General features: G+C 67.4%; 19 protein-coding genes and 1 pseudogene. 14 read left to right on the forward strand and 6 right to left on the reverse strand.

All coding sequences use genetic code 11. From position 1 onward, the window contains the following. Positions 1-6 precede the first annotated feature (6 nt). Together MLP_RS00165 and MLP_RS00170 are read left to right on the forward strand one after the other, a co-directional pair. Complete coding sequence (locus MLP_RS00165; protein WP_231851397.1) at positions 7-516, forward strand: M15 family metallopeptidase; 510 nt, start codon at positions 7-9, stop codon at positions 514-516. Continuing rightward, positions 513-1,097 (forward strand): VanZ family protein, encoded by a 585-nt coding sequence (locus MLP_RS00170; protein WP_013860941.1) that lies wholly within the window; start codon positions 513-515, stop codon positions 1,095-1,097. The genes MLP_RS00165 and MLP_RS00170 overlap by 4 nt, the downstream gene beginning before the upstream one ends. 41 nt (positions 1,098-1,138) lie before the next feature. On the opposite strand, the gene MLP_RS00175 is transcribed toward MLP_RS00170, so the two are convergent. Together MLP_RS00175 and MLP_RS00180 are read right to left on the reverse strand one after the other, a co-directional pair. Further along, positions 1,139-2,410, reverse strand: coding sequence for an RNA polymerase sigma factor (locus MLP_RS00175; protein ID WP_013860942.1), 1,272 nt, complete (start codon positions 2,408-2,410; stop codon positions 1,139-1,141). An 8-nt stretch (positions 2,411-2,418) separates the two neighbouring features. Then, entirely contained in the window at positions 2,419-2,784 is a 366-nt protein-coding gene (locus MLP_RS00180; RefSeq protein ID WP_013860943.1) for a YciI family protein, read from the reverse strand. A 212-nt stretch (positions 2,785-2,996) separates the two neighbouring features. Here MLP_RS00180 and MLP_RS00185 point away from each other — a divergent pair, with 212 nt between their 5' ends. Further along, complete coding sequence (locus tag MLP_RS00185) at positions 2,997-4,157, forward strand: glycosyltransferase (RefSeq protein WP_172641522.1); 1,161 nt, start codon at positions 2,997-2,999, stop codon at positions 4,155-4,157. Positions 4,158-4,180: 23 nt separating this feature from the next. On the opposite strand, the gene MLP_RS00190 is transcribed toward MLP_RS00185, so the two are convergent. After that, complete coding sequence (locus tag MLP_RS00190; protein ID WP_013860945.1) at positions 4,181-4,765, reverse strand: methyltransferase family protein; 585 nt, start codon at positions 4,763-4,765, stop codon at positions 4,181-4,183. A 106-nt stretch (positions 4,766-4,871) separates the two neighbouring features. Between MLP_RS00190 and MLP_RS00195 the strand changes: the two genes are divergently transcribed. The 4 genes and pseudogenes from MLP_RS00195 to MLP_RS00205 all read left to right on the forward strand — a co-directional run bounded on the left by MLP_RS00195 (position 4,872) and on the right by MLP_RS00205 (position 7,943). Beyond that, positions 4,872-5,462 (forward strand): ArsR/SmtB family transcription factor, encoded by a 591-nt coding sequence (locus MLP_RS00195; protein ID WP_013860946.1) that lies wholly within the window; start codon positions 4,872-4,874, stop codon positions 5,460-5,462. A 74-nt stretch (positions 5,463-5,536) separates the two neighbouring features. Continuing rightward, positions 5,537-6,133 (forward strand): annotated as a pseudogene (locus MLP_RS29390) (MFS transporter); the annotation flags it as partial. Positions 6,134-6,170: 37 nt separating this feature from the next. Then, positions 6,171-6,821 (forward strand): MFS transporter, encoded by a 651-nt coding sequence (locus MLP_RS29155; RefSeq protein WP_172641523.1) that lies wholly within the window; start codon positions 6,171-6,173, stop codon positions 6,819-6,821. Between the two features lie 276 nt (positions 6,822-7,097). Then, positions 7,098-7,943: a hypothetical protein gene (locus MLP_RS00205; RefSeq protein ID WP_013860949.1), complete on the forward strand. Its 846-nt coding sequence runs from the start codon at positions 7,098-7,100 to the stop codon at positions 7,941-7,943. 609 nt (positions 7,944-8,552) lie between these two features. On the opposite strand, the gene MLP_RS00210 is transcribed toward MLP_RS00205, so the two are convergent. Together MLP_RS00210 and MLP_RS00215 are read right to left on the reverse strand one after the other, a co-directional pair. Continuing rightward, positions 8,553-9,242 carry a response regulator transcription factor gene (locus tag MLP_RS00210; protein ID WP_013860950.1) on the reverse strand — a complete coding sequence of 230 codons (690 nt, stop codon included), beginning with the start codon at positions 9,240-9,242 and terminating at the stop codon, positions 8,553-8,555. Beyond that, positions 9,239-10,384: a sensor histidine kinase gene (locus MLP_RS00215; protein ID WP_013860951.1), complete on the reverse strand. Its 1,146-nt coding sequence runs from the start codon at positions 10,382-10,384 to the stop codon at positions 9,239-9,241. The genes MLP_RS00210 and MLP_RS00215 overlap by 4 nt, the downstream gene beginning before the upstream one ends. Before the next feature lie 148 nt (positions 10,385-10,532). Here MLP_RS00215 and MLP_RS00220 point away from each other — a divergent pair, with 148 nt between their 5' ends. Further along, the gene (locus MLP_RS00220; RefSeq protein WP_231851398.1) at positions 10,533-11,369 is read left to right on the forward strand and encodes an ABC transporter ATP-binding protein; all 837 of its coding nucleotides are present in this window, start codon (positions 10,533-10,535) and stop codon (positions 11,367-11,369) included. Next, positions 11,369-12,769 (forward strand): FtsX-like permease family protein, encoded by a 1,401-nt coding sequence (locus MLP_RS00225; RefSeq protein WP_013860954.1) that lies wholly within the window; start codon positions 11,369-11,371, stop codon positions 12,767-12,769. Before MLP_RS00220 ends, MLP_RS00225 begins: the two co-directional genes overlap by 1 nt. Before the next feature lie 37 nt (positions 12,770-12,806). Here the strand turns inward: MLP_RS00225 and ileS are convergent, their stop codons facing one another. Further along, positions 12,807-16,043 carry an isoleucine--tRNA ligase gene (ileS, locus tag MLP_RS00230; protein ID WP_013860955.1) on the reverse strand — a complete coding sequence of 1,079 codons (3,237 nt, stop codon included), beginning with the start codon at positions 16,041-16,043 and terminating at the stop codon, positions 12,807-12,809. Positions 16,044-16,604: 561 nt separating this feature from the next. On the opposite strand from ileS, the gene MLP_RS00235 reads away from it, so the two are divergent. The 5 genes from MLP_RS00235 to MLP_RS29160 all read left to right on the forward strand — a co-directional run bounded on the left by MLP_RS00235 (position 16,605) and on the right by MLP_RS29160 (position 24,985). Then, a complete protein-coding gene (locus MLP_RS00235) occupies positions 16,605-17,780 on the forward strand; it encodes an inorganic phosphate transporter (RefSeq protein WP_013860956.1) in 1,176 nt (391 codons plus the stop codon). After that, a complete protein-coding gene (locus tag MLP_RS00240; protein WP_013860957.1) occupies positions 17,777-20,266 on the forward strand; it encodes a SulP family inorganic anion transporter in 2,490 nt (829 codons plus the stop codon). Before MLP_RS00235 ends, MLP_RS00240 begins: the two co-directional genes overlap by 4 nt. Before the next feature lie 21 nt (positions 20,267-20,287). After that, positions 20,288-21,442 (forward strand): hypothetical protein, encoded by a 1,155-nt coding sequence (locus MLP_RS00245; RefSeq protein ID WP_013860958.1) that lies wholly within the window; start codon positions 20,288-20,290, stop codon positions 21,440-21,442. Between the two features lie 145 nt (positions 21,443-21,587). Next, positions 21,588-21,836, forward strand: coding sequence for a hypothetical protein (locus MLP_RS00250; protein ID WP_013860959.1), 249 nt, complete (start codon positions 21,588-21,590; stop codon positions 21,834-21,836). A gap of 35 nt (positions 21,837-21,871) precedes the next feature. Further along, the gene (locus MLP_RS29160; protein ID WP_049804409.1) at positions 21,872-24,985 is read left to right on the forward strand and encodes a helix-turn-helix transcriptional regulator; all 3,114 of its coding nucleotides are present in this window, start codon (positions 21,872-21,874) and stop codon (positions 24,983-24,985) included. Positions 24,986-24,996: the final 11 nt, after the last annotated feature.

Below are 24,996 nucleotides of genomic sequence, written 5' to 3' on the forward strand. Positions count from 1 at the left end.
GCTGAGGTGACGGCCGCGGTCGGGCCGGCCGAGGCTCCGCGGACTCACCGGGAGCGCGGACTCGGCGAGGCTGATGGTGTTGTTCCGGATGGCGTCACGGTCTTCGACGATGACGTGCCTGCCGTGGCCAATCTCGCGCCCGATCTCCTGAGTGCCGTGCGCGAGGCGGCGGCGGATGCCAAGAATGATGGCATCACCTTCTACGTGAACAGCGGCTGGCGTAGTCGGGCGTACCAGAAGCACCTCCTCCGCAAGGCCGTCAAGACGTACGGTTCGACCTCCGAAGCCGCCCGCTGGGTCGCCACCGCCGACAACTCTCCGCATGTGTCCGGGGATGCGATCGACATCGGACCCTCAGAAGCATCCGCGTGGTTGGCCAGACATGGCGCCAGCTACGGACTGTGCCCGATCTATCGCAACGAGCCCTGGCACTACGAGCTGCGTCCTGATGCCACCGTGGACGGCTGCCCGGCGATGTATGCCGATCCCACGAACGATCCGAGGATGGAGCAGTGAACACCGCACATCCGGCTACTCCGAGACGCCGGCAGCTGTCCGTGATGTTCGCGATCTATGTGGTCCTGCTGGCCTGGATCGTGCTGTGGAAGCTCCAGATCCCGTACGTCGGGATCGGCCCGTTGCGGGCCGTCAAGATCGTCCCGTTCGTCGCCAGTGGTACAGCCGGCGCCAGCGCACCACTGGAGGTTCTCGCCAATCTGCTGTTCTTCCTACCCTTCGGGCTCTACCTGGGTCTCCTCGTGCCGTCGTGGCATTGGTGGAGGTCTGCGAGCGTGATCGCGGGGGCGAGTCTGCTCTGTGAGGTCACTCAGTACCTTCTGAAGATCGGGAGCGCCGACGTCAGTGATCTCATCGCCAACACCGCCCGAGGCTTGATCGGGATCGGCCTATTCGCCCTGGTGCGACGTGCGCACCAAGCGCGGACCGAGATCATCATCATGCGGATCTGCGTGATCGGAACGATCTTGGGTCTACTCGCGGCCGGGCTCTTCCTTGCCTCCCCGGTGCGTTACGCACCGCCGCGAGACGTCTGGGTCTCAGATGATCACCAGAGTCACCGGATGGACCAGGGCTCTTAGGGTCACCGACCCAGAGTCAGATCTCGTTCCAGCCACCGAAGTCAGCCGTCCACTTGGGCTATTCGCTCGCGCAGCAGATCCTGCTCGGCCGGGTTGTCGGTCAGCTCCAGGGCACGCAGGTTTGCGGCGCGGGCGGCATCGGGGTCGCCGAGTTGCTCGAGCAGCTGGGCCCGGGTTGCGTGCAACAGGTGATAGTCGGTCAACCGGTCCGCGACCGACTCGAGTTCCGCCAGGGCGGCGGCCGGCCCTGATACCTGACTGAGTGCGATCGCATGGTTGAGGCGTACCACCGGTGAGGGGTCGTGCTGCAGGAGCAGGTCGTACAGGGTCAGGATCTGCAGCCAGTCGGTCGCTGCCCAAGTCGGGGCGGACGCGTGACAGGCGGCGATGGCTGCCTGCAACTGGTAGCGGCCAGGCTGTCGTACGGCAGCAGCCCGGACCAGATAGCCCTCGGCCCGGGCGATCGCCACAGCGTCCCAGCGGCTACGGTCCTGTTCGGAGAGCAGCACCAGGTGCCCGTCGCAATCGAACCGGGCCGCCGAGCGGGCCGAGAGATTGGTGACCAGGGACAGCAGACCCCATGCCTCGGGCTCCGTCGGCAGCGAGCGGGCCAGCAGTTCGGCCAGCCAGATCGCATCGTCGGCCAGACCGGAGTCCGCCTTCGACAGATAGCCGGCGTTGTAGGTGAGATAGATGGCTGTCAGCACCTCGTCGAGCCGGCTCGACCGGTCCGGGCCGGTCGGGATCGTGAACCCGATTCCGACCGCCCGGATCTTCTTCTTGGCCCGTACCAGTCGTTGGGCCATGGTCGCCTCCGGTACCAGGAACGCACGGGCGATCTGCGAGGTGGTCAAGCCCACCACCGCACGCAGCATCAAGGCCAGTCGGGCCTCCACTCGCAGCGCCGGATGGCAGCAGCCGAACAGCATCGGGATTCGTTCGTCTGCCTGGTCTCCAACCAACTCAGCCGATCCGTACGCGGTCGGGTCAGCATCGGACTCGGTCAGCACCTGCTCTGCATGCAAGGCTTCGGCCAGCCTCGTTGCCGCCTGTTCCTCGCGGAGCGATCGACGCAGCCGGTCGATGGCGCGGCGCCGTGCGGTGAGGGCCAACCAGGCTCCCGGATTGGCCGGTACGCCACCGCTGCGCCATTCACGCAGGGCGGCGACCACCGCCTCCTGGACTGCCTCCTCGGCGACATCGAAGTCACCGGTCCTTCGGTAGAGCGCGGCGACGACAAGTCCTGCCTCGTCTCGGACGATCTGCGCCAGCGCTGCGTCCGGGACGAGGACATTGTCGGGCCCGCCTGACAACGCGGTGGCTACATGTCGCCGTCGTGGTCGACGATCGGCCGGATCTCGACGGCCACCCCGGGCAGCGCCAACGAAGGCCAGGTCTTCGCCAGGGCGATCGCCGCGTCGATGTCGGGTACATCGATCACGCTGAAGCCGCCGATGTTCTCCTTGGCCTCGGAGAAGGGCCCGTCCACCACCACCGGTGTCCCGCTGTCATCGGACCGGATCGTGGTCGCCGTCTCGGCGCCCTGCAACTCGGCGCCGCTGTCGGCGAAGGCACTGGCATTCTGACCGAACCAGCCGTAGATGGCCTGGTAGACCTCCTGCTGACGTTCCGCCGGCACGGCGGCGTCCAGGTCGGGTCGATTGGCGTACATCAGCACGTATTTCATGGTGGCTCCTCGCCTCGAGATGATTCTGACACCCCTCCTACGCGCGACGTCGGTCGAGATCGACAGTCCGGCGCAAGATTCTCAGACCGATGTGGCACCGGTCCTTGCCCAGGTCCTTGCCCAGGGGGTGGAGGCAGGCTCAGCAGCGCGCAGTCGGATATCGGTAGTGACTACTGAGGTGGACGAGTCGATCTCGCGGCGCAATGGTGTTCATGAGAATTCTGTTCACGTCCAATCCGCTCGTCGGGCATGTCTTTCCGTTGCTTCCCCTGATGTATGCAGCCCGCAACGCCGGCCACGAGGTGATGGTCGCTACCGGTGCCGAACTGATCCCCGAGCTGCGTACTCGAGGCTTCAGCACCTGGACCGTCGGACCGTCGTTCGCGGATGCCGCCACCGAACTCCAGCAGTCCACCACCGATCCGGACGCGGCTCCCGGCACCGAGCTCGCTCGGGACGCAGTCTTCCTGTTCGCTCGGCCCTCCGTCCGTCGGGCCCACGAGCTGATCCCGCGGGCCGCCTCCTGGGGACCGGACATGGTGATCAGCGAAGTTCTCGAGTTCGCCGGTCGCGAGGTGGCTCTGTCGTTCGGGGCGCTGCCGGTTACGCACGGATTCGGCACTCACGTACCCGAATCGGCAAGGCTCGCTCGCATCATCCTGGATCACCTGAGCTCTCAACTCGGTACGCCGAGCCGTCAGCATGCGTTCGATACCGGCATCTACGTGGATCCATGCCCGCCGAGCCTCCAGGCGGGAGGACTGTCCAGCATGGAGACCTGGCTGATCCGGCCCGGGACCGGAGAGTTGCCGGCCGGGCACGAGCTACCGCAGTCAATTCTCGAACTGCCTGACCGACCAGTCGTCTATCTCACTCTGGGAACGGTCTTCAACGACCCCGACCTGGTACGCACGGTGCTGGACGCCATCGAGGACCTGCCGATCTCCATCGTGGTCACCACCGGCCCGGGCGCGGATCCCGCACTGCTCGGTCCGCGACCCTCGCATGTCGCCGTGGTGGAATTCGTCCCGCAGGCTTTGGTGCTGCCGTGCGCGTCGGCGGTGGTGTCGCACACCGGGTCGGGCACCATGCTCGGTGCGCTGGCCGCGGGGGTGCCGCAGGTCTGTCTGCCACGGGGAGCCGACCAGTTCGCCAACGCTGAGCGCGTACGGTCCGCCGGCGCCGGCGTCCGTCTGCTACCGGACGAGGTCAGTCCGGAACGCCTCCGGGCCGCGGTTCAGGCGGTCTTGCACGACCAGAGGTACGCGCAGGCGGCCAAGGCTCTGCAGGTCGAGATCGGTGCGATGCCGACCGCCGCAGAGGTGCTGGGTGATCTCGTCACGCTCGCCGGCGCGAACACGCTGACGGCTTGAGGAGTACTCAGTAGTGCCGATGGTCACCAGATGAATGGGACGAGTCGAGCTCGACCGGCCGCGTATTCGGCGTAGGCGTCACCCAGAGCGTCCAGCAGTGCCGCTTCCTCCCTTCGGATGCGATACACCAGGGCAGTGGTGATGACCAGCATCGAGCCGAGCAGACTCGCCCAGTTGCCCAGAATCAGCGCGCAGCCGGCCAGGATCAGCAGCAGCCCTGAGTAGCTCGGGTGCCGGAGAACTCGGTACGGTCCACGATCCACCACCACCTGGCCCGGCCTGGTCTGCACCACGAGGGTGAAGTCGCGGCCGAGAGACGCGAAGGACCACCACCTCAGCAGCATCCCCAGCCACGCGACGACACCGCCGATGATGATCGGCAGTGGGGATTCGGGAAGAACGGCGGCTGGTGCAACCGTCAGGCCGAGGGGTAGCAGCAGGACTCCACCCACGAACAGCAGCCTGAACAGGACTTCGCCGAGGGGGTCAGCCAGGTGCCCGCCCCGATGCCACCGCGCGGCTTGAAGGATCTCGCCGATCGCGAAGGCCGCGACGCTGGCCCAGAGCATGACGGTCACGGCCGGCGACGGATAGGGGTGCAAGGCCACCGCTCCAGGATGACAAACCGCATTGCAGCGGCGGTCGGCAGCCAGCAGCCGGCCAAATAGACAAGAAGTCTTGTGCAATAGGTCTTGTGGATCTAGGCTGGGAGACATGAGCGATCAGTCGGGACCTGTTGGCCACGAGACGGTGCAGACCGTGACCGATGCCAAGGCACTGGCAGCGATGGCCAATCCCTTCCGGAGCCGCATGCTTGACGCGCTGAGCGTCGACGGTCCGTCCACGGCCTCTGCTCTGGCCAAACGCACCGGTCAAGCAGTCGGCAGCGCCAGCCACCACCTGAAGGTGCTGGCCGAGGCCGGTCTGGTCGTCGAGGTGCCCGAACTCGCTCGCGATCGTCGCGAACGCTGGTGGCGGCTGGTGGCTCCCGCAACCCGCTGGTCGCGCGCTGAGTTCGCCGGCGATGTCAGTGCCGTCACCGCGGCGCTCGCTGCGGAGTCGCTGGCACTGCAACGCCAGTTCGAACGCGCTCGGGACTGGCTGAGCAATGACGAGTCTGCTGGTGAGTGGGCAGACGCGGCTTTCGCCACCCAGATCTGGTTGGAGTTGACGCCCCAGGAGCTGCTCGAGCTGTCCGCCGAACTGGTCGCCCTCACTCGGCGATGGCGCGATCGTGCGATGGACGACGGACTCGAGCGCGAGACGGTCTTCCTCTTCGCTCGGGGATTCCCCGCCCAGCCCTAGACCGAAGCCGGGGCCCGAGTTGGGCCTCGCTCCGCTGTTCCTGCTCGTACCTCCTGCGTTGGAGCTGTCTTGTCATGCCCACTGTCGATTCTGTCGCGCCCTCAATACGTCGCGCGCTCGGTCGTAGCTTCTCCCTGTTCTGGTTCGGAGAGGGTGTGAGCCTGCTCGGAGCGGCCACGACTTCGGTGCTGGTACCCCTTCTCGCCGTCACTCAACTGTCCGCGGGTCCGGGTTGGATGGGATTGCTCACCGCAGCGACCTGGCTGCCGTGGCTGGTCATCGGCCTGCCCGCTGGCGCCTGGATGGACCGGAGCGATCCACGGCGGATCATGATCACGGCCGATCTGGTCGCCGCCGCCGCCCTGGCCAGCGTGCCAGTGGCGTGGTGGCTCGATGCCCTCGGCCTGGCTCAGCTGCTGGTGGTCGCGCTGGTCACCGGGACGTGCACCGTCTTCTTCCGGACGGGGTACGTCAAACTCCTCCCGCAGATTGTCCCGGCCGGTGCGTTGGAGACCGCCAACGCGCGGGTGTTCGGCACCGAATCGGCGATGCAGGTGGTCGGACCCGGGGTAGCCGGTTTGCTGGCCCAGGTCGCGTCCGCGGCGGTCGGTCTGGTGGGCAGCGTTCTCGGCTTCTGTGTGTCGGCGATCTGCCTGGCACGTATCCGGGGTGAGACCGATCAGGGTGCGCGCCGCAAACGATGTCGCCTTGACCGCACAGATCAGCGAAGGAATCCGTACTGTGCTCGCCGACCGCAACCTACGAGTGCTGATGGCCGTCGGTGGGGTGTCCAACTTCGGTCTCACCGGGTACGCAGCGCTTCTCGTGCTGTTCTTGGTCGGCGATCTGGGGTTGACCGAAGCGCAGGTGGGGGTCGTGATCATGATCGGTGGCGTCGGCGGTCTGCTCGGGGCGGTGGCAGCTCCCCGGCTCGCCCGGCGCTTCGGCACCGGCCGAGCATCGACCGTTCTGCTGGTCATCGGTGGGCCGAGTGCGCTCCTGGTCGGCGCGCCGAGCAGTCCGGAACAGCTCGCGCTGACCGCGACCGGGTTGGTGCTGGTGGGGGCGGCGGTGGTGGCAGGCAACGTGATCAGGGGAGCTTGGCGGCAACGGTACGTACCTTCGGAGCTGATGGGTCGAGTGCTCACCACGATGCAGGTGGTGAACTACGGCACCATGCCGCTGGCCGGGTTGGTTGCCGGTCTCCTCGGCAGTCACTGGGGCGTACAGCCGGCAATACTGCTGCTGGCGGGCATTCATGCCGTCGCCTGCCTGAGCATCGTTGGCACCAGGCTCGGCCGGATGCGGATCCTGCCGGTCCGTCCGGAGACAGCGGGTGACGACTCGGTTCGCACCTAGTCTCACGCGGCCGGCGCTTCGCAGACCGACCCGGGTGGTGGCCGCCAAACCCGGCCAGACTTCAGCGGCAGGGATCCTCCGTGCAGTATCAAGGGGAGCCGCCGTGGGCTCCTCATGGTTGGACCTTGGGGGGATCACCATGGGCTTGGTCGGCGGGCGCCGAGTTGCGCATATCGCCAGACGCGGGATCACGATTCTCGCGGCGCTGGCAGTTGAATCGCGGCGGTTGGATTCGTCGCACAGGTTCCGGCCCCAGCGGTCGCCACGGTAGATCCTGTGGTCTATCAGGGCGTGTACGCGGGATTCGATGCGGTCAATGCGCGTGCCGGCGGCTCTCTCAGGTGCCCGGCCGGTCGGAAGGCGGTGGCTGGTGGCGGATACCTGCCCTCGTCCGAAGGCGCTTTGACAGCGCTGGCGCCAACCGCCGATGGCGGCGGCTGGTACGTGGCTGCCCGACTGAACTCCTCGACCGGTGCTGAGTTGACGGCGTTCGGGATGTGCGTGCCGGCAGCACAAGTCGCGACCGCCTCGACGATCGTCGTCAGCGACCATCGAGACCGGCTCGACTTCCATGTGCAGCGGTCCTGCCCGTCCGGACAGCTCGCCCTCGCCGGCGGGGGATACCTGCACCGACCCGGTCAGGATCCCGATCCTGCCGACCCGGCCGCCGGCTATGGCATGATTTCGCGTCCGACCGCTGACGGGACCGGTTGGGAGCACGCCGTGTCGTACAGCGGGTCGTACGGCCACCGCGACTTCACCTTCATCCTGCGCTGTCTGCCCGCCGCCGAACTCCCCGGCGCAGTCGGAGTCACCTCGGTCACCGCTATCCCGATCGAACGCACCCGCGGCCTGATTCCGGTGCCGGCCGCTGGATTCGCTCGCTGTCCAGCGGGCACCTCGGTGTATGCCGGTGGTGGCGTGTTCACCAAGGCGAATGGCGAGTTGATCGGAGAGCTCAGCACCTCTGCGCCTGCGTTCGATGGCAGCGGCTGGCAGGTGACCGGCGTCGGTCCCGGCGGTGGCAGCCTCATCGTCACGGCACGCTGCGTGGCCAGGCTTCGAGTCTTCTCCCAGGGAACAGTGGGCGCCAGCCGTACGGGCCTTCCCCTCGGTCTGTGATCGTCTGTGGCCCGCGGGCGCAAGACGTACGGGCCTCCCGCCTGATCTCCGATCGTCTGTGGCTCACGGGCGCAAGACGTACCGCTCGAAAGGAGCAGTGGCGCCGAGAACGAGCAGAGACCCGACCGCCCATCCGCATGAAGAGAACCTTCTCGAGCGACTGCCGGATCTTCTGCTTGCCAACTGGCGGTTGTGCGCTACGTCGGTAGCCCCGCTCGGCGGTGGTATGAACTCGTTCACTGCCTTGGTCATCGCCGATCACCACAGGCAGGCCGTCAAGCAAGGTAGGAAGCTTGGTTGCTCGCCGTTCGCTGTAGTGACTGCAGAAGTTGCAGGGACCACGGTTGTCCGTGGGGGCTGAGTCCTTCCGAACGGTACTCGGCGTTCTTGGCGTCGCGGGGGAGAACCTGGTGATGCCGTCGGGCATGAAGCGACATTTCTTCATGCTATGGACGGTTCGCACGAGATGGCACGCGGCGGAGACGACCCGTCCCGAGTGCGCAAGCAAACTTGCCCATTCGGTGGCCTCGGGATCTTGAAAGGTGCGCAGATGTTGCTTCCGGTCAGGTGAAACAGCATCTGCGCACCTTTCAATCTCGGTGAGGATGCTTACGGCCGAGCGTCATGCACCAGCAGCGCGAGGCGTACCCGGTTGGTGTCCTGGAGTTTCGCGAACACGCGGGTGAGGTGGGTCTTCACCGTGGCCTCGGAGCAGAAGAGCCGAGCACCGATCTCGGCGTTCGAGAGCCCTTCGGCTACTGCGACGGCGATCTCGTGCTCGCGCGGACTCAATGACTCCAGCAGAGAGCGAGCCGTCGTCCGGCGGTGGTCGCGGCCGCTGTCGGCGAACCGCTCGATGAGCGCCCGGGTGTGCGCCGGGCTCAGCATCGCGTCGCCGTCGGCCACCACCCGGACAGCTTCGATCAGCTCCCGCGGTGGAGTGTCCTTGAGCAGGAACCCACTGGCACCCGCCTCGATGGCGGCGAAGACGTGCTCGTCGAGCTGGAAGGTGGTGAGCACCAGCACTCTCGTAGGAGGCCGATCCTCACCGGACCCACCCCCATCGGATCTGCTCGCATCCGAATCGCTGACCAGACGGCGGGTGGCCTCGATCCCGTCGACCTGCGGCATCCGGATGTCCATCACCACAACGTCTGGTCGGTGCCGTTGGACAAGTTCGGGTACGCCGGCGCCGTCATCGGCCTCACCGACGACCTCGATGTCCTCGGCCGAGGACAGGATCGCCTGCAACCCAGCGCGAACCAGGGCGTCGTCATCGACGATGCCTACCCGGATCATGCTGCCTCCCAGGGGAGCCACACGCGCAGCTCGTAGCGTCCTTGTGTCGCGTGGGCGTGGAGCTGGCCGCCGAGCACCTCGACCCGATTGCGGAGCGACGCGATCCCGGTTCCGGCACCACGGTCGCCGCCCGGCGCCAGTTGGTTCCGCACCTCCAGCTCGATCCCCGGGCCGGGCGATCCGGTGAGTGCGATGGCGACCGGAGCGGACGGCGCGTGCCGATGCGCGTTCGTCAATGCCTCCTGCGTCACGTGATAGAGAACCCGACCGATGGCCGGCGAGAGCACAGCTCGGTTCTCATCAGTCAGCCCGTCCTGGAGTTCGACGACCGCGCCGGCATCGCGGCTGGCCTGGATGAGACGGGGAACCGCGGCCAGATCCGGTGCGGGATCGCGCCGGGTGTCTTCACCGAGTGCCCGCACCACGGCGCGCAGGTCGGCGAGTCCCTTCCGGGCCGAGCTGCGGATCTGTTCCGCGGCCGCCACGGTCTGGGGATCCTTCGACTGCACCTCCAACGCGCCCGCCTGCATGGTGACAAGGGCGAGGACATGGCCGAGGGAGTCGTGCATCTCGCGTGCGATCCGTTCCCGCTCGGCGTGCACGGCCTCGTTCGCTGTTCGTTCGCGCTCGAACTGCGCGCGGACGGCGCGCTCGGCGACCGATGCCTCGAGCCTGCGGTGGACTCGGATGTAGTTGCCCATCAGCGCGGGCGCGACGCCGACCACGAGCATGATGACGATCACTCCGATGGTTATCTCGGCTGTGGAGTAGCCACGCGCGATGTCTCGTTGAACGACCAGGACCAGGGCCGCTGCCGTGCCGACACCGGCTACCAGCCACGGTCGGACGCCGCCCCGACGGACGGCGAGACTCATCATGCCGACCAGGAACACCGCCAGCGTTCCGGTGGTGATGGCGACGATCCCGAGCAGTGCGAGGGCGTACGGGAACCGGACTCGGAATGCCACCGCCGCGATCACCAGCGGGATGAGCACGAGCTGGACCACCCACTGCCAGGTGACCATGAAGTCGACGGGCGAGCTGTTGACATAGAGGACGCCGATGGCGAGGAGGTAGATGAACGGGGCACCCCAGCGCATCAGGACGGCGGCATCCCGCGGCGGCCGAGCGCTGTCTCTCATGCGCCGACCCTATGGTGTTCGACTGCCGTGGCGCTGGGCGAGCCGCCGGGAATCGCCGATGGTCGGGTCAGATTACGACGATGGTCGTACGCAGAAGCAGACGCACGGACGATAGTGGCAATGCGACAACCCCGGAATGCTGCTGATCATGGCAAACCAGAGCTTGTATTCCGACAGCACGTTGTCCGATAGAACGGTGCACCCCGACGGCACGATGATCGCGGCCGAGCATCTCTCGAAGTCCTACCGCGTCGGCTCGACCGACATCGAGATCTTGCACGACGTCTCGCTCACGGTCAGCGAGAGCGAGGTGTGCGCGATCATGGGGCCGTCCGGCTCCGGCAAGTCGACGCTGCTCTATTGCCTGGCCGGACTCGAAGCCCCCAGCTCCGGAGATGTGTTCCTGCTTGGCGACTCGCTGGTCAGCCGGTCGCGCCGCGAACTTGCCCAGCTGCGGCGCACCGAACTCGGCTTCGTGTTTCAGTCCTACAACCTGCTGCCGACCTTGCCGGTGCTCGAGAACGTTGCGCTGCCGTTCCGGCTGCGCGGGGAACGGGTCGACCAGGCTCGGATCGAGGCAGCGCTCGCGTCCGTCGGACTGGCCGGCCGGGGCAGCTCACTGCCCCCGTCGATGTCGGGCGGCGAGCAGCAGCGGGTCGCGATCGCCCGCGTGCTGGCTCAGCGTCCCAGGATCGTGTTCGCGGACGAGCCGACCGGCGCGCTGGACACCCGGAGCGGTCGGTTGGTCTTGTCGGAGCTGCACGAGATCGGGAACGCGGCCGATCGTTGCGTGCTGATCGTGACGCATGATCCGGCGGTCGCGGCGACCTGCGATCGGGTGGTGTTCATGCGGGACGGCCGCCTCGTTGATCAGCTGGCAGCACCGAGTGTCGAGCAGGTCGCCTCGAAGCTGACCTCGCTGTCCGAGCCGTCGTCGTCCGAACAGGTAGAGCTGTCCGGTGCACATGTAGGGCGGGCCGTCTGATGCGCTCGATCATCATGGCCGAGCTGCGCAGCGCGTGGACGGCGTGGTTCGCCGTCATCCTCGCCTTCATCGCCACCAGTTTCGCGATCATTCTTCCGTTGCTGGCCTGGGTGGGTGTCGAGGACACCATCGCCACTGGGCTCGTCCCGGAGATGGACGTGCCGGCGTTGCGCTTCTTGCCGATCTGGAATCTTGCGCTCGCTCTGCTGGCCGCGCTCAACATCATCGGCGCCGTGACCGGGCTGGTCGTCGAATCACGTCGCGGCGCGCTCGCCCGCCTGGCCTTGGCGGGCGCCACGCCTGGTCAGGTCTCCCGCATTCTGCTGGCCCAGCTGGCGGTGGTGGCTGCCGTCGGTGGGGTGATCGGTGGTGTGTTCGCGATCGTGGCCGTGCCAGCCGCTGTGTCGATGGCTGTCGGAGATCGGGGGATCGACGAGTCGGTCGTGGTTGCGCGGCCCGACCTGGTCATGGCCCTGGTCGGCCTCGTCGGGTTCATCGTCCTGGCCATGGTCGCGGGTCTTAGGCAGTCGCGGGTTGCCGCTGCCGTGCCGGCGGTGGAAGCACTGCGTACGATCCCGGGCGCCAGCGTTCGTCGTCGTCGGATCGGTCGCTGGGTCGGCGCGTTCCTGCTCGCGCTTCTGATCGCCGGCATCGCCGCCTCGACCTTTGCGATGGCGCCTCAGCTGGGAGTCGACTCGGCCGACATGGTGCTCCAGTCCTCGCTGATCTGCCTGCTGCTCACCGGATCGTTCCTCTCGGTGTGTGCGCCGCTGACCATTGGGCTGCTCACCAAGGCCTGGACCGCACTCGTCCCGAGCCGCTCCGGCCCCTGGGTGCTGGCTCGGGCTTCGGTCATCGCCAAGGGCGAGCGACTGGCGCGTACGGTGACGCCGATCATGTTCTCGGTAGGCGTGCTGTTCGGTCTCGGCGTCCTGCTCGCCTCTACCTCGGCGTTGTTGAGGTCCCTGGGCCGTGACGGACTCGAACAGGCCGGCATGAGCACCCTGCTCGTCTTCGTCGGTCTGGTGCTGTTGGTCGCGATCGCCGGAGGCGTAAGCGTGCTCTTGATGATGTCGCGGCAGCGCGAAGCCGAACTGGCGCTCGCCGGGGTGGTCGGCGCGACGACCCGTCAGCAGGTGCTGATGTCGGTGCTCGAAGGGCTCGTCATCACCGGCACCGCGATGATCCTGGGCCTGGCGATGACTGTGGTCGGCATGGTCGTCTTCGTCATCGGCATGGGTGCTCTTGGGCTGGTGACCCCGGTGGTCGTCCCGTGGCACGTGCTGGCCGCAGTCTTGGGCGTCTGCGCGCTGATCACCGTCGCCGCCACCACACTGCCGGTGCTGCCCTCCCTGCGCCGGTCCGCTCGTACGGTGGTTGCTCAGCTGGCCGCGGAGTGAGGTTGCTCGGGCACCGACGCCTGGTCCAGCTTCGGAACTAGACGCGGGTGAGGGTGAAGGCGAGGCCCAGGTCGTCGTCGCGGCGCCCGCCCTCGTCACCAGCGGAGGCCTCGGTGATCGAGACCGCCAGCACTTCGGCGGCGATGGTGTCGGCGTGCTCGCGGATGGCTTCAACCAGCTCTGCCGACGACGCCGACCAGCTCAGGGTGATCCGGTCGGAGACCTCGAAGCCGGAGTCCTTGCGGGACTCCTGGACGATCCGGATGACCTCGCGGGCCAACCCGGCGCGTACCAGCTCAGGCGTCAGGGTCAGGTCGAGCGCGACGGTCTCACCCTGCTGATTGATCACCGACCATCCTTCGCGCGGCCGCTCGCTGATCAGCACGTCCTCGGCACCGACCAGCACGGGCTCGTCGAAACCCGGTACCACCAGGGCAAATGATCCGCCGGCAGCGACGGCTTCAGCCAGCACTGCAGCATCGGCCTCGGCGACAGCCTTGGCGACCACCGGAGTCTGCTTGCCGAACCGCTTGCCCAGAGACCGGAAGTTGCCTTTGGCGCTGTGGTCGACCAGCTCCCCAGCCCCGGCGAACGGCTCGACGCTCAGCACATTCAGCTCGGCCGAGATCTCACCGCGCAACTCGTCGGTCAGCCTGCCGTCCAGCGCAGTCGGGATGAGCACCCGGTTCAGCGGCTGCCGGACCTTCATCTTGGCCTCCGACCGGGCGGCCCGGCCGAGCTCCACCAGCCGTTGGGTGATCGCCATCTGTGCGGTGAGCTCGGTGTCCACCAGGTCCTGATCGGGCACCGGCCAGCTCGTCATGTGCACCGAGTCGACCTCACTGTTGCCGGAGGCGACGAACAGATCCGACCAGACCCGTTCGGTGATGAACGGAGCCAGCGGCGCCATCAGCCGCGTGACCACCGACAGCGTCTCGTGCAGAGTCCACAGAGCACCCGGCTCGCCGGCCCAGAAACGGCGCCGCGACCGCCGGATGTACCAGTTGGACAAGGTGTCGACGAACTCGGTGAGCGCAGCACCCGCGCGCAGCGTGTCGAAGTCGTCCAGCGCCTCGGTCACCTCGGTGATCAGCAGCTGGGTCTGCGAGGACAGCCAGCGATCGAGGACATGCCGCTCCGACACCGCCGGCGCTTCGCCGGCGGGAGTCCAGTCGTTGGCGCCGGCGTACAAGGCCTGGAACGAGACCGCATTCCAGAAGGTCAGCAGCACCTTGCGTACGGTCTCGCTGATCGTCTGATGCCCGACCCGACGTGACGCCCAGGGCGATCCGCCGGCGGCCATGAACCAGCGCACCGCGTCGGCGCCGTGGGTGTCCATCAGCGGGATCGGCTCGAGGATGTTGCCCAGGTGCTTGCTCATCTTGCGGCCGTCCTCGGCCAGGATGTGGCCGAGGCAGACCACATTGCGGTACGAGTTCTGGTCGAAGACGAGCGTGCTGACCGCCATCAGTGAGTAGAACCAACCGCGGGTCTGGTCGATCGCCTCGCAGATGAAGTCGGCCGGGAAGGCCTTCTCGAACTGCTCCTTCGATCCGGCGGCGTGCGGGAAGCCCCACTGGGCGAACGGCATCGAGCCGGAGTCGAACCAGGCGTCGATCACCTCGGGTACGCGCCGATAGGTGCCCTCTTCGCCGGGAACGGTGAAGGTGACCTCGTCGATGAACGGGCGATGTGGATCCAGCTCGGACAGATCGGTCCCCGTCAACTCAGACAGCTCCGCGAGCGACGCCACGCAGACCAGCCGCGACGGATCGACGTCGTTGCGCCAGATCGGCAGCGGCGTGCCCCAGTAGCGGCTGCGCGACAAAGCCCAATCGACGTTGTTGTTCAGCCAGTCGCCGTACCGGCCGTGCTTGATGGTGTCCGGATGCCAGGCGGTCGCGTCGTTCTCCCGGAGCAGCGCGTCCTTGATCTTGGTGGTCCGGATGTACCACGACGGCAGGGCGTAGTAGATCAGTGCCGTGTGGCAGCGCCAGCAGTGCGGATAGGAGTGGGTGTAGTCCAGCCGCTGGAACAGCAGCCCGCGCTCGGCCAGGTCGGCGACCAGGGCCTCGTCCGCGGTCTTGAAGAAGACGCCGCCGACCAGTGGGATCTCGGCAGAGAACGTGCCGTTGGTGAGGACCGGGTTCACGATCGGCAGACCGTTGGCTCGGCAGAGCGCGAAGTCCTCGGCGCCGAACGCCGGTGCCTCGTGCACCAGGCCGGTGCCGTCCTCGGCGGTGACGAAGTCGGCAGCCAGCACGGTGTGCACCGGTGCGTCGGTAGCCGGGAACTCGACCCACTCGAAGGGCCGCTGGTAGGGCGTGCCGACCAGTTCGGCGCCCGAGAGCTCGGCGAGCACCTCGCTGTCCTCGCCCAGCAATGCTTCCCGGCGAGCCGCCGCCACGATCAACTGCTCGCCGTCGGCGGTGCGAGTGAGGACATAGTCCAGGTCGGGGTTCACCGCCGCCGCGGTGTTCGACACCAGCGTCCACGGGGTGGTCGTCCACACCAGCAGTGCGACGTCGCCATACCGCTCGGTCAGCGGGCCGCCGGTGACCGGGAAGCGGACGTACACCGATGGATCGGTGATCAGCTCGTAGCCCTGGGCCAGCTCGTGATCACTCAGGCCGGTGCCGCAGCGCGGACAGTAGGGCGTCACCCGATAGTCCTCGACCAGCAGCCCGGCGGCGAAGATCTGTTGCAGCGCCCACCACACCGACTCGATATAAGGGGTGTGCATCGTCACATACGGGTGCTCGGTGTCGACCCAATAGCCCATTCGACTGGTCAATTCGGTAAAGGCGCCGACATGGCGCAGCACCGATTCCCGGCAGCGGGCGTTGAAGGCGGCCACTCCGTACGCCTCGATCTCGGTCTTGCCGTTGATCCCGAGTTCCTTTTCCACCGCGATCTCGACCGGCAGTCCGTGACAGTCCCAGCCGCCCTTGCGGTCCACGTGGTAGCCCCGCATGGTGCGAAACCGGGGAAACACGTCCTTGAACACGCGGGCCTCGATGTGGTGCGTGCCCGGCATCCCGTTGGCGGTCGGCGGGCCCTCGTAGAACGTCCACTCCGGTCGGCCGGCTGACCCGGCCAGCGTCCGCTCGAAAGTCCGCTCCGCCTCCCAGCGGCGGATGATCTCGTGCTCCATGGCGACCAGGTCGATCTGCGCCGGCACCGCACGGTAGGCGCGGCGCGGTGCTTGGCCGTTCTCGGAGACGGGGGTCTCGGCGACGGCGGTATCAGGAACAGCGGGGCTGGTCTGGGTCACGGCAGTGGATCCTCGGGTACGTCGAACTGTCGAAGGGACGAGCACCGGTCGCGTGACCGGACCCGCGGTACCACCCCTCTTGATGCCAGAGCCCTGACACCCACTCATTCCACTGCCGCTGGTGGTTCTACTGGGCGCGGTGCTGCTGCGTACGCGCCGTTCTTCCACCGACTCCGGGGTGATCGCCCCATCACTGCCTTGCGACGCCGTCCAGCGTACCGGGGCTTGGAGATGGCGGCGAAACGGTTTCTCTGGACAATCGAACGAGCGCCAGCGAGTGAGCCCGTCGCGAGCGGCCGCGCAGCGGAGCGCCCGGTTCCGTCTGGACTGAGGAGGGAGCAAACACGTTCTTCGTTTGCGAGCGACGAGGGAAGACGGAACCAATCGGCGCGCAGCGGAGCAGCGAGTCGACGACCAGCACAGTGAACGGTGGGTGAACGGCGGCGGGCCCTCCCGGTGACGAAGGAAGGACCAGATAGAGCCGAAAGACCCGTGTGGCCGACCATCTCATGGCACGACGATTGGGTTGTCGTTGTTGACCGTGCAAGGGGAAGATCAATCATGGACTGGCTACTGATCTCCGTGATCGCTGTCATCGCGCTGGCGCTGCTGTTCGATTTCACCAACGGATTCCATGATGCGGCCAACTCGGTCGCCACCGTTGTCGCGACGAAAGCACTACCGGCCCGATTGGCTCCGTGGTTCTCGGCGTTCTTCAATTTCTCGGCGTTCTTCGTCGTCGGGACCGCTGTTGCGAACACCGTGGCGAAAGTGGTCAATCACGATGTGGAGGGAGTTGCGGTCGTCTTCGCGGCGCTGGTCGCGGCGATCGCCTGGAACTACTTCACCTGGTACGTGGGAATGCCTTCCTCCTCCAGTCACGCAATCATCGGCGGCCTGGTGGGCGCCGGGCTCGCGGCCGGAGGCACCGGCGCGGTCAACTGGGGCGTGGTCAGCAAGGCAGTGCTTGCCATCGTGGTCTCGCCCTTGGTGGCTTTCACCATCGCTGCCGTGGCCATGCTGATCCTGGCCAGGATCCACAAGCAGTGGAACCTCAGCGAGGATGCCAAGGCCTACAAGGGTCTGCAGCTGGTCTCGGCCGCCGCGGTCTCCTTCGGTCATGGCGCCAACGACGCGCAGAAGACGATGGGCATCATGGCCGCCGTGCTCGCCGCCGGGGGATACATCGGACTGCAGGCGGACGGCACCTTCGAGATCGACTGGTGGATTCCGCTGCTGGCCTATTCGGCGATCTCCATCGGCACCGTCTGGGGCGGTTGGAAGATCATCGAGACGATGGGTCTGCGCATCACCAAGCTGCGCGCCAGCTCGGGTCTGGCCGCCAACGTCGGCGCCGTGACGGCGATCTTCGGTGCCACCGGATTGGGCATCCCGATCTCCACCACGCATGCCGCTGCCTCCTCGGTCGCCGGCGCCGGTGTGGCCTCGGGCAAGGGCGTGAACGGCCGGGTCATCCGCGAAATGGTGACCGCCTGGGTGGTCACGATCCCCGCGACGGTGATTGTCGGCTTCGTGATGTTCAAGCTCACCCGGCTGCCGGGCATCTCGGCTTACCTGGTCGTAGGCGCCATCATGGCGGCGCTGCTCACCTGGATCGTCTGGGCGATGTCGAAGGCGATGGGTGCCGACGATCTCGCCAAGGAGCTCCCGTCAGATGCGGAGACACGTCAGCCGGTTGCCGCCACGCGTGCTGACGGCCACGGGACCGGCGAGTGAGCCGGGACGTGCAAGAGGCCGAGACGACGTCTCGGCCTCTGGTCGGTTCTCCCTGGGTACGGCTGCGCTTCCCGATCACCGACTGGCTCCCGCGCTACCGACGCGAGCAGTTGCGGCCGGATCTGCTGGCCGGCTGCGTCGTTGCCGCACTCGCCGTGCCGCAGGCACTCGGCTACGCGACGATCGCGGGGGTGCCGGTCGAGGTCGGCCTCTATGCCGTCCCGATCGCGCTGATCGCGTACGCGGTCTTCGGCAGCTCGAAGCAGTTGATCCTCGGCCCGGTCTCCACCGTCTCGGTGATGTCGGGTTCGTTGGTGGCCGCGCTCGGACCGACCGATGTCGCCCAGGCGATCGCCTTCACTACGGCCGCCGCTATCTGCGCCGGCGGTGTCCTGATTTTTGCCGCCCATATTCGGGTCGGCTGGGTAGCCGAGTTCCTTTCCAAGCCGATCATCACCGGATTCGTGCTGGGCCTGACCCTGCTGGTGGTGTTGGGCGAGTTGCCGAGCCTGCTCGGCATCCACGTCGGTCCACGCGACGTGCTGGGCAGGATCAACGGCCTGGTCATCGGTATCGGTGACGCGAACCTGCTCACCATCGGGGTGTCCGCGGCCGCGCTGACCATCGTGTTCGCCGGCTCGAAGCTGCTGCCGAGACTGCCCTGGTCGCTGGTGGTGCTGGTGCTCGGCCTGGCCCTCTCCCAGATCCTGGATCTGGGCGGCCGTGGCGTTCAGGTGGTCGGGCATGTGCCCGGCGGGCTGCCAACGCCGAGCATCCCGGTCGTCCCGCTGGATAGGATCACCGACATCATCATGGCGGGCGTCGCCTTGGGCTTCGTCGGTCTGGCTGAGGGGCTCAGCGCGGCGCGACTGTTTGCGCAGAAGCGCGACTACATCGTCCGAACCGATCAGGAGTTGTTCGCCGCCGGTGCGGGCAGTCTGGCATCGGGCCTGATGGGCGGTCTGGCGGTGGCGGGCAGCCTGTCGAAGACGGCCGCGGTCGACCGCTCGGGTGGCCGGTCTCAGGTCGCGGGTCTCGCGGCAGCGGTGTTGTCGGTACTGGCCATCTTGTTCTTCGCGCCGACGCTGGGAATCCTGCCCAAGGCGGTGCTTTCGGCGATCGTGGTGCACGCGGTCTGGGGTTTGATCGACATCCCCTCGATGCGTCGCTATCGGAATTCGCGGAAGATCGACTTCCTGTCCGCCTGGGTGGCGACGATCGGTGTGTTGGTGGCCGGGCCGCTGCTCGGCCTGCTGGTGGCCATCGGCGCCGCGATCTTCGGTCTGGTCTATCGGTCCAGCCGAGTCACCATCGACGTGATGGGCAAGGTGCCTGGTGAGAAGGCCGCCTGGGGATCGGTGGAGAACCACCCCGAGCGCGTTGCCCTGCCGGGCGTGCTGGTGCTGCGGCTGAACGAGTCGCTGTTCTGGGTCAACGCCGCGCAGGTCAAGGATCGGGTCCTGGAACTCCTCGACGAACATCCCGGCACCAAGGCGCTGGTGCTGGACCTGGAGAGCAGTGATCAGCTCGAGATCACTAGTGCCGACACGCTGGCGGCGTTGCTTGATCGGCTGGAAGTGCGAGGAATCGATCTCTATCTGGTCCGGGTTCGATTCCGGGTACGCAAGGTGCTCCGGGCCACTGGTCTGCGCCAGCGGATCGGTGAGGACCACATCTGGCACAGCATCTCCCAGGGCGTACGAGCCGCTCGGAAGCAGCACGGCCTGAAGGGCTCGAAGGCCAAAGCAGCGTTGGCCTTGGTGCCTGCCGTGCCGGCCGAGGTCGAGACCGCGACTGAAACTGTGGCGCTCACCGAGATCGAGCCGGCGGTTGAGACCGACGGACGTGCCGCTGCGGAGACGGTCGCTGCGCCAGAACAGCCCGTGCCGACGGAGCCGGTCGAGGTGGAGCGTGCCGCCGACACGGCCGAGGATCTGCCGGAGTCGGAGACGTGGATGGCCGAGACCGTGGCCGTGCCGGAGGAACTGGTCGGGCCAAGGGTGGACGAGCCGTCATCGGACGGGGTGGCATCGGATGGAGTGGCAACAGCTGAACCGGTGGCGACCGAGGTGGTGGTCGCTGAGCCGGCGGAGGAGCTGACGGAGCCGGCGACGGCGGCCGATCTCGAGCCGATCGAGGTTGCGCAGTCAGTTCCGGCGGCGGAGACACCTGCCGAGGAGAGCGTGGAGCTAGTCGAGGGAGTGCCTGAGATGCAGTCGGTCGAGCATGACGCCGAAGTGTCGGGAGACGAGCTGTCTGTCGTCGAGGACGGGGATGAGGAGCAGGTCGCCGACGCCGACGAGGAGATCGTGCTGTCGCATTCGGAGGAGGACGAGATCCTGGCCGACGACAGCACCGACTCGTCGCCCCCGAAGAAGCAGAAGCACAAGCGGAAGAAGGCGGAGAAGAAGAAGGCCAAGAAGGCCAAGAAGGCGCTCAAGGACAAGGCGGAGAAGAAGCACGGCAAGAAGGAGACGGCTGCCTGACAGCCATTAGGCTCCTCGCTTATGGCCAAGCGCAAGAGACCATCTCCTCACCGGCGCAGCGGCGACCCGCGCAAGCGGGCCACCGCCGAGGCCGGTGCGCACGCATTGGCTGCAGCTGAGACCACGCCTGAACTCGACGATCAGGTCGCCGCCGCACTCGACAGCGAACACCCGTACTCGATCGTGATGCTGGCGAGCTCCCTGATCGCCAGCCTGGAGTCGGCCGATGAGGAAGCACCTGCCTACGGTCTGCCGGATCCGGCGGAGTTCGTCCGGATGTTCCTCGACGCCGACAATGCCGAGTTGATGGTCTTCGCCTGGGTGATCGCCCAGTTGCTACCCGATCAGCGACTCAAGGCAGAGGCCAGCCTCGGCATCGAGGACGACTGGTTGCCCGACTGGCTGGCGCCGCTGCCGGACACCGAGGTCGTCGGTGCCTGGCAGGCGACCGACCCACTGCACGACACGACCGATCTCGTGTTGACGCTGCGCATCGGCCCGTCCGAGTTGTCGGTGATCTCGCTGATCGACTTCAACGCCGCCGGCGCGGTGAAGGACGCCTTCGTGGTCCCGGCGCCGCTCGACCCCGTGCGGGAGGCGCTGACCGGCGAGGGTCGGGCGGGGATGGACTCGCGTGACCTCACGCCGGCCGATGCCAGGGCCTGGTTGAGTGACGGCATCGCCGCCGGCCGGCAGCTCACCCCGCCATTCGAGTCCGACACTTGGCCGCAGGTCCGCCCGCTGCTCGAATGGGCCCTGCGGCTCTGCCCGCCGGGTGGGCACGGCTGGGAAAGGCAGACCTGGACGGTGGCTCAGATCGCTGAGCTGGTGGATCAGTTCGCTGCTGCTCCCGAAGGCGCGGTCGTCGCCGACCCAGCCGATCGGGAGGTGCTCGTGGACGCACTGTCCGTGCTCGGTCACCAGACGTACGGCGATCCGCGGCTGCTCAGTGCGGTCGCGCTGGAGACAGGACTGGAGCTGTGGGTCACTGCGCTCCACCACGAACCGTTCCGGCTGCTCGCCTTGCCGGAGGCCCTCGCTCCGTTCGTCCGCTGGACGCACAGCCAGCTCGGCATCTCCGCAGCTGACACCGACGAGGCGTTGGCCGTCATCGCCCACCGTCGGGCCGAGTTCAGCCGCGACGTGACCTTGGCTCACGAGGTCGACTCGATCTGACCTCGATCTGAGCTACCTCAGCTACCTCAGATCCGCCCGGCGCCTGAGCCAGCAGGTCGCGGCGAAAGATGAGGAATCTGCACGATGTGTGGGGTGCCTCCTTAGAACGACGGTAGAAGCATCGAAATCCAAGGAGGTGCTCATCATGAGCAACGACTATGTGGCCAAGATGCTGATCGACCAACGGCTCGCAGACCTTCGCCAGGAGGCGGAGCAGGAGCGGCTGGCCCGCCTCATTCGTCACGGACAGCCGCGGCGGCGTCACTGGTGGGAACGGCTGATGCTGTCCCGGAGTCACAGCGACACCGGCAGCCCCGCTGCTGAGGCGGCGGATGCACGCCGTCCGAGTCGCCGTCAGCACCACTCTGTCACCGTCGGTAGTGTCCGCAGCTGACGGGCGGTGGCACGATGAATAGCGTGGTACGTCACGTGCCGCCACGCATTGGCGCCGTCAATCCCGACGCTTCCGGTCCTCGTGCCGGAGCGTCGGGCGGTGACGCCCGCGGAAGGGCCCTGGGCGGTGACGCCCGCGGTGGGGCCCTGGGCGGTGACGCCCGCGGAAGGGCCCTGGGCGGTGACGCCCGCGGTGGGGCTCCGGGCGGTGACGCCCGCGGAAGGGCCCTGGGCGGCGGCGCCCGCGGTGGACTCCTGCCCGGTCTGGTCGGGCGGGTTCAGGAGCTGGCCAGTCTGCGCGCCTTGGTGGACAGTGTGCTGGTCGACGGCAGCGCCTTCGTGCTCGTCGGCGGGGATGCGGGCTCGGGCAAGACCACGGTGATCGACGCGTTCGTCCACGAGCTGACCACCACGGCCGGCGACCGGCAGGCGCAGGTGATCCGCGGACAGTGCGTACCGCTCGGTGGCGAAGGCCTGCCGTATGCGCCGATCGCAGGCGCATTGCGCGAGTTGGTCGCAGCACACGGGTCCGCACAGGTGCTCGATTGGGCGGGCGCCAGCAGCGCCGGCCTCGGTGTGGTTCTGCCCGAGCTGATCAGTCCACCTCAGGAGTCGTCGACGCTCCGCCTGCAGTTGTTCGAGGCCGTCGTACGGCTTTGTGAGAGTGCCACCGAGACCGGGCCGCTGGTCATCGTGATCGAGGATCTGCATTGGGCCGACGAGTCCACCCGGCATCTGCTGCGATTCCTGGTCGGTGCGCTGACCGATGCCCCGGTGCTCCTGGTCGCGACCTACCGCACCGACGAGCTCGACCGCCGGCACCCGGTGCGCCCGTTCCTGGCCGAGGTCGGCCGCCTCGCCGGCGTGAGCCGGCTCGAGATCGCAGGACTCAGCCGGGAGGAGGTGGCCGAGCTGTTGACCCAGCTGCTGGGCCATGCTCCCAGCAGTGTGGCCGTCGACCTCGTCCATCGCCGCAGCGAGGGTCTGCCGTACTTTGTCGCGGAGCTGGCCAATTCCGCTTCCCGAGGATGCATCAACATGCCCGACAGCCTCCGGGACGCCCTCAACGTACGCATCGACCGGCTCAGCGATCGAGCTCAGGAGACCGTCCGGGTGGCAGCTGTCGCCGGCCATCGGGTCGATCATGCACTCCTCGAGCAGGTCAGCGACCGTTCCCCAGCCGAGTTGGATGCCGATCTGCGTGAGGCAGTCGATGCCGCCATCTTGACCACCGACGACGACGGCTACGGCTTCCGTCACGCTCTCCTGCAGGAGGTGGCGCACGAGGACATGCTGCCAGGTCAGCACACCCGCCTGCACGCCCGGTTTGCCGCGGTGCTGGAAGCACAGCCGGAGCTCGCTCCCCGGACTGCATCGGTGGAGATCGCGCATCACTGGTCGGCTGCCCATGACGCGGCAAGGGCGTTCCGCTGGTCGCTGGCCGCCGCCCGGGCCGGGACGGTGGCACATGTGGAGACCTTGAAACAGTACGAGCGAGCGCTCGAGTTGTGGGACCGCGTGCCGGACGCGGAGTCGGTCGCCGAGTGCACACATCTCCAGCTGCTGGACACCGCGGCCAAGGCTGCCAGCGACGCCGGTGAGATCGAGCGTTCGCTGGCGTTGACAAAGCAGGCGATCGCGGAGACCACCGAGGACACTCCGCCGACCGATGTCGCCCGTCGCTGGTCGGAGAAGGGCCAACGATTGGCCGCTCTGATGCGAGCGGGCGCCATCGAGGCGCTGCAGACCGCGATGACCATCTTGCCGGCCGACGCCGAGCCGCAGGTCCGGGTCGGCATCCTCAACCGACTCGCGATCGCCTCGTCGCTGGCCGGCGAGGACGCGATCGAGACCGCCCGTGAGGCGGTCGACCTGGCCGTTGGCCTGGATGACCCGATCGCAGAGTCGCATGCCCGCAACACGTACGGAGTCTGCCTCGTCGCCCGCGGCCAAGAGGAGGAAGGCCTGGCCGAGCTGGCCCGGGCCGGTGAGCTGGCACCCCGAGAGGCTGGGGTGCTGCTCCGTTACTACATCAACTACTCCGATGCGCTCTGCTTGACGGCCCGCTATCGAGAAGCGGCCGAGCAGGCGCTGGCCGGCAGCGAGGTCGCCGCTGAGCGGGGCCTGGAGCGTTCGGTCGGTGCGATGCTTGCGGGAAACGCGGCCGAGCCGTTGATCGCCCTCGGCGACTGGGACGGTGCCGCCCGGTTGGTGGATCGAGCCCTGGACCTGGACCCGCCGGCGCATCACTACGCCCATCTGCGGTTGCTGCAAGCCTGGCTGAAGCTGTGGACGGGCCGGCTGTCGGAGGCGGAGGAGATCCTGAGTGACTTCCGCGGCCTGATCACCGGCCCGCTGATCGCCCCGCAGTATGCCTATCAGGCCATCTGCACCGATGCGATGCTCGCCCTGGCGACCGGCGACCCGGAACGAGCCTGGACCAGTGCTGCCGCCTTTCTGGATCACTGGGAGCAGCACCATCCGGCACACCACTATCCCGCGCTGTGGGTGGCAGCTCGGTCGGCGCGGATGTCTGATCGAGGTGACGCGCGGGGTCGGCTCGAGCGGGTCCGTCGGCTCTTCGACACTGCCGAGCCGATCCGCAATCGCAGCAACTGGGCTCCGGTGATCACCGCGGAACTGGTCGACGATGTCTCGGCGTGGCGCACTGCGCTGGAGCGTGTGACGCGCGTGGAGGCGCCGACGTATCTGCGGCCGTACGCGGGTCTGCGGCTGGGCCAGCATCTGGTCGCGATGCGAGAGCGTGAGGAAGCGCGGATGGTGCTGGAGGCGGCCGCCGAGCAGGCCGAGGACCTCGGGGCCACGCTGCTGGTCGATCCGATCCTCGCGCTTGCCCATCGGGCGGGTCTCGCCCTGGGGACCAGCAGACCGCTCGGCCAGCCGGCGGCGAGCCCGCTGGCGGGGTTGACCGCTCGCGAGACCGAGGTGCTGCGTCTGGTGGCGGCCGGCCGGACCAACGGCGAGATCGGAGCTGAGCTGTTCATCAGCACCAAGACGGCCAGCGTGCACGTCTCCAACATCTTGGCCAAGCTCGGCGTCGCGACCCGCGGAGAGGCGGGTGCCCTCGCTCACCGGGCCGGACTGGACACCGATGCCGACGCTCAGGTGATCACCCTGCGACCGGCTTGACGCTAGGTTGA

This window comes from Microlunatus phosphovorus NM-1, from assembly GCF_000270245.1.
Lineage (GTDB): Bacteria > Actinomycetota > Actinomycetes > Propionibacteriales > Propionibacteriaceae > Microlunatus > Microlunatus phosphovorus.

Coding starts and splice junctions, on each gene's coding strand:
- MLP_RS00180 (WP_013860943.1), bottom strand. CDS start 2,784: ATGAAATACGTGCTGATGTACGCCAATCGACCCGACCTGGACGCCGCC.
- MLP_RS00185 (WP_172641522.1), top strand. CDS start 2,997: ATGAGAATTCTGTTCACGTCCAATCCGCTCGTCGGGCATGTCTTTCCG.
- MLP_RS00195 (WP_013860946.1), top strand. CDS start 4,872: ATGAGCGATCAGTCGGGACCTGTTGGCCACGAGACGGTGCAGACCGTG.
- MLP_RS00210 (WP_013860950.1), bottom strand. CDS start 9,242: ATGATCCGGGTAGGCATCGTCGATGACGACGCCCTGGTTCGCGCTGGG.
- MLP_RS00215 (WP_013860951.1), bottom strand. CDS start 10,384: ATGAGAGACAGCGCTCGGCCGCCGCGGGATGCCGCCGTCCTGATGCGC.
- MLP_RS00220 (WP_231851398.1), top strand. CDS start 10,533: ATGGCAAACCAGAGCTTGTATTCCGACAGCACGTTGTCCGATAGAACG.
- MLP_RS00225 (WP_013860954.1), top strand. CDS start 11,369: ATGCGCTCGATCATCATGGCCGAGCTGCGCAGCGCGTGGACGGCGTGG.
- MLP_RS00235 (WP_013860956.1), top strand. CDS start 16,605: ATGGACTGGCTACTGATCTCCGTGATCGCTGTCATCGCGCTGGCGCTG.
- MLP_RS00245 (WP_013860958.1), top strand. CDS start 20,288: ATGGCCAAGCGCAAGAGACCATCTCCTCACCGGCGCAGCGGCGACCCG.
- MLP_RS00250 (WP_013860959.1), top strand. CDS start 21,588: ATGAGCAACGACTATGTGGCCAAGATGCTGATCGACCAACGGCTCGCA.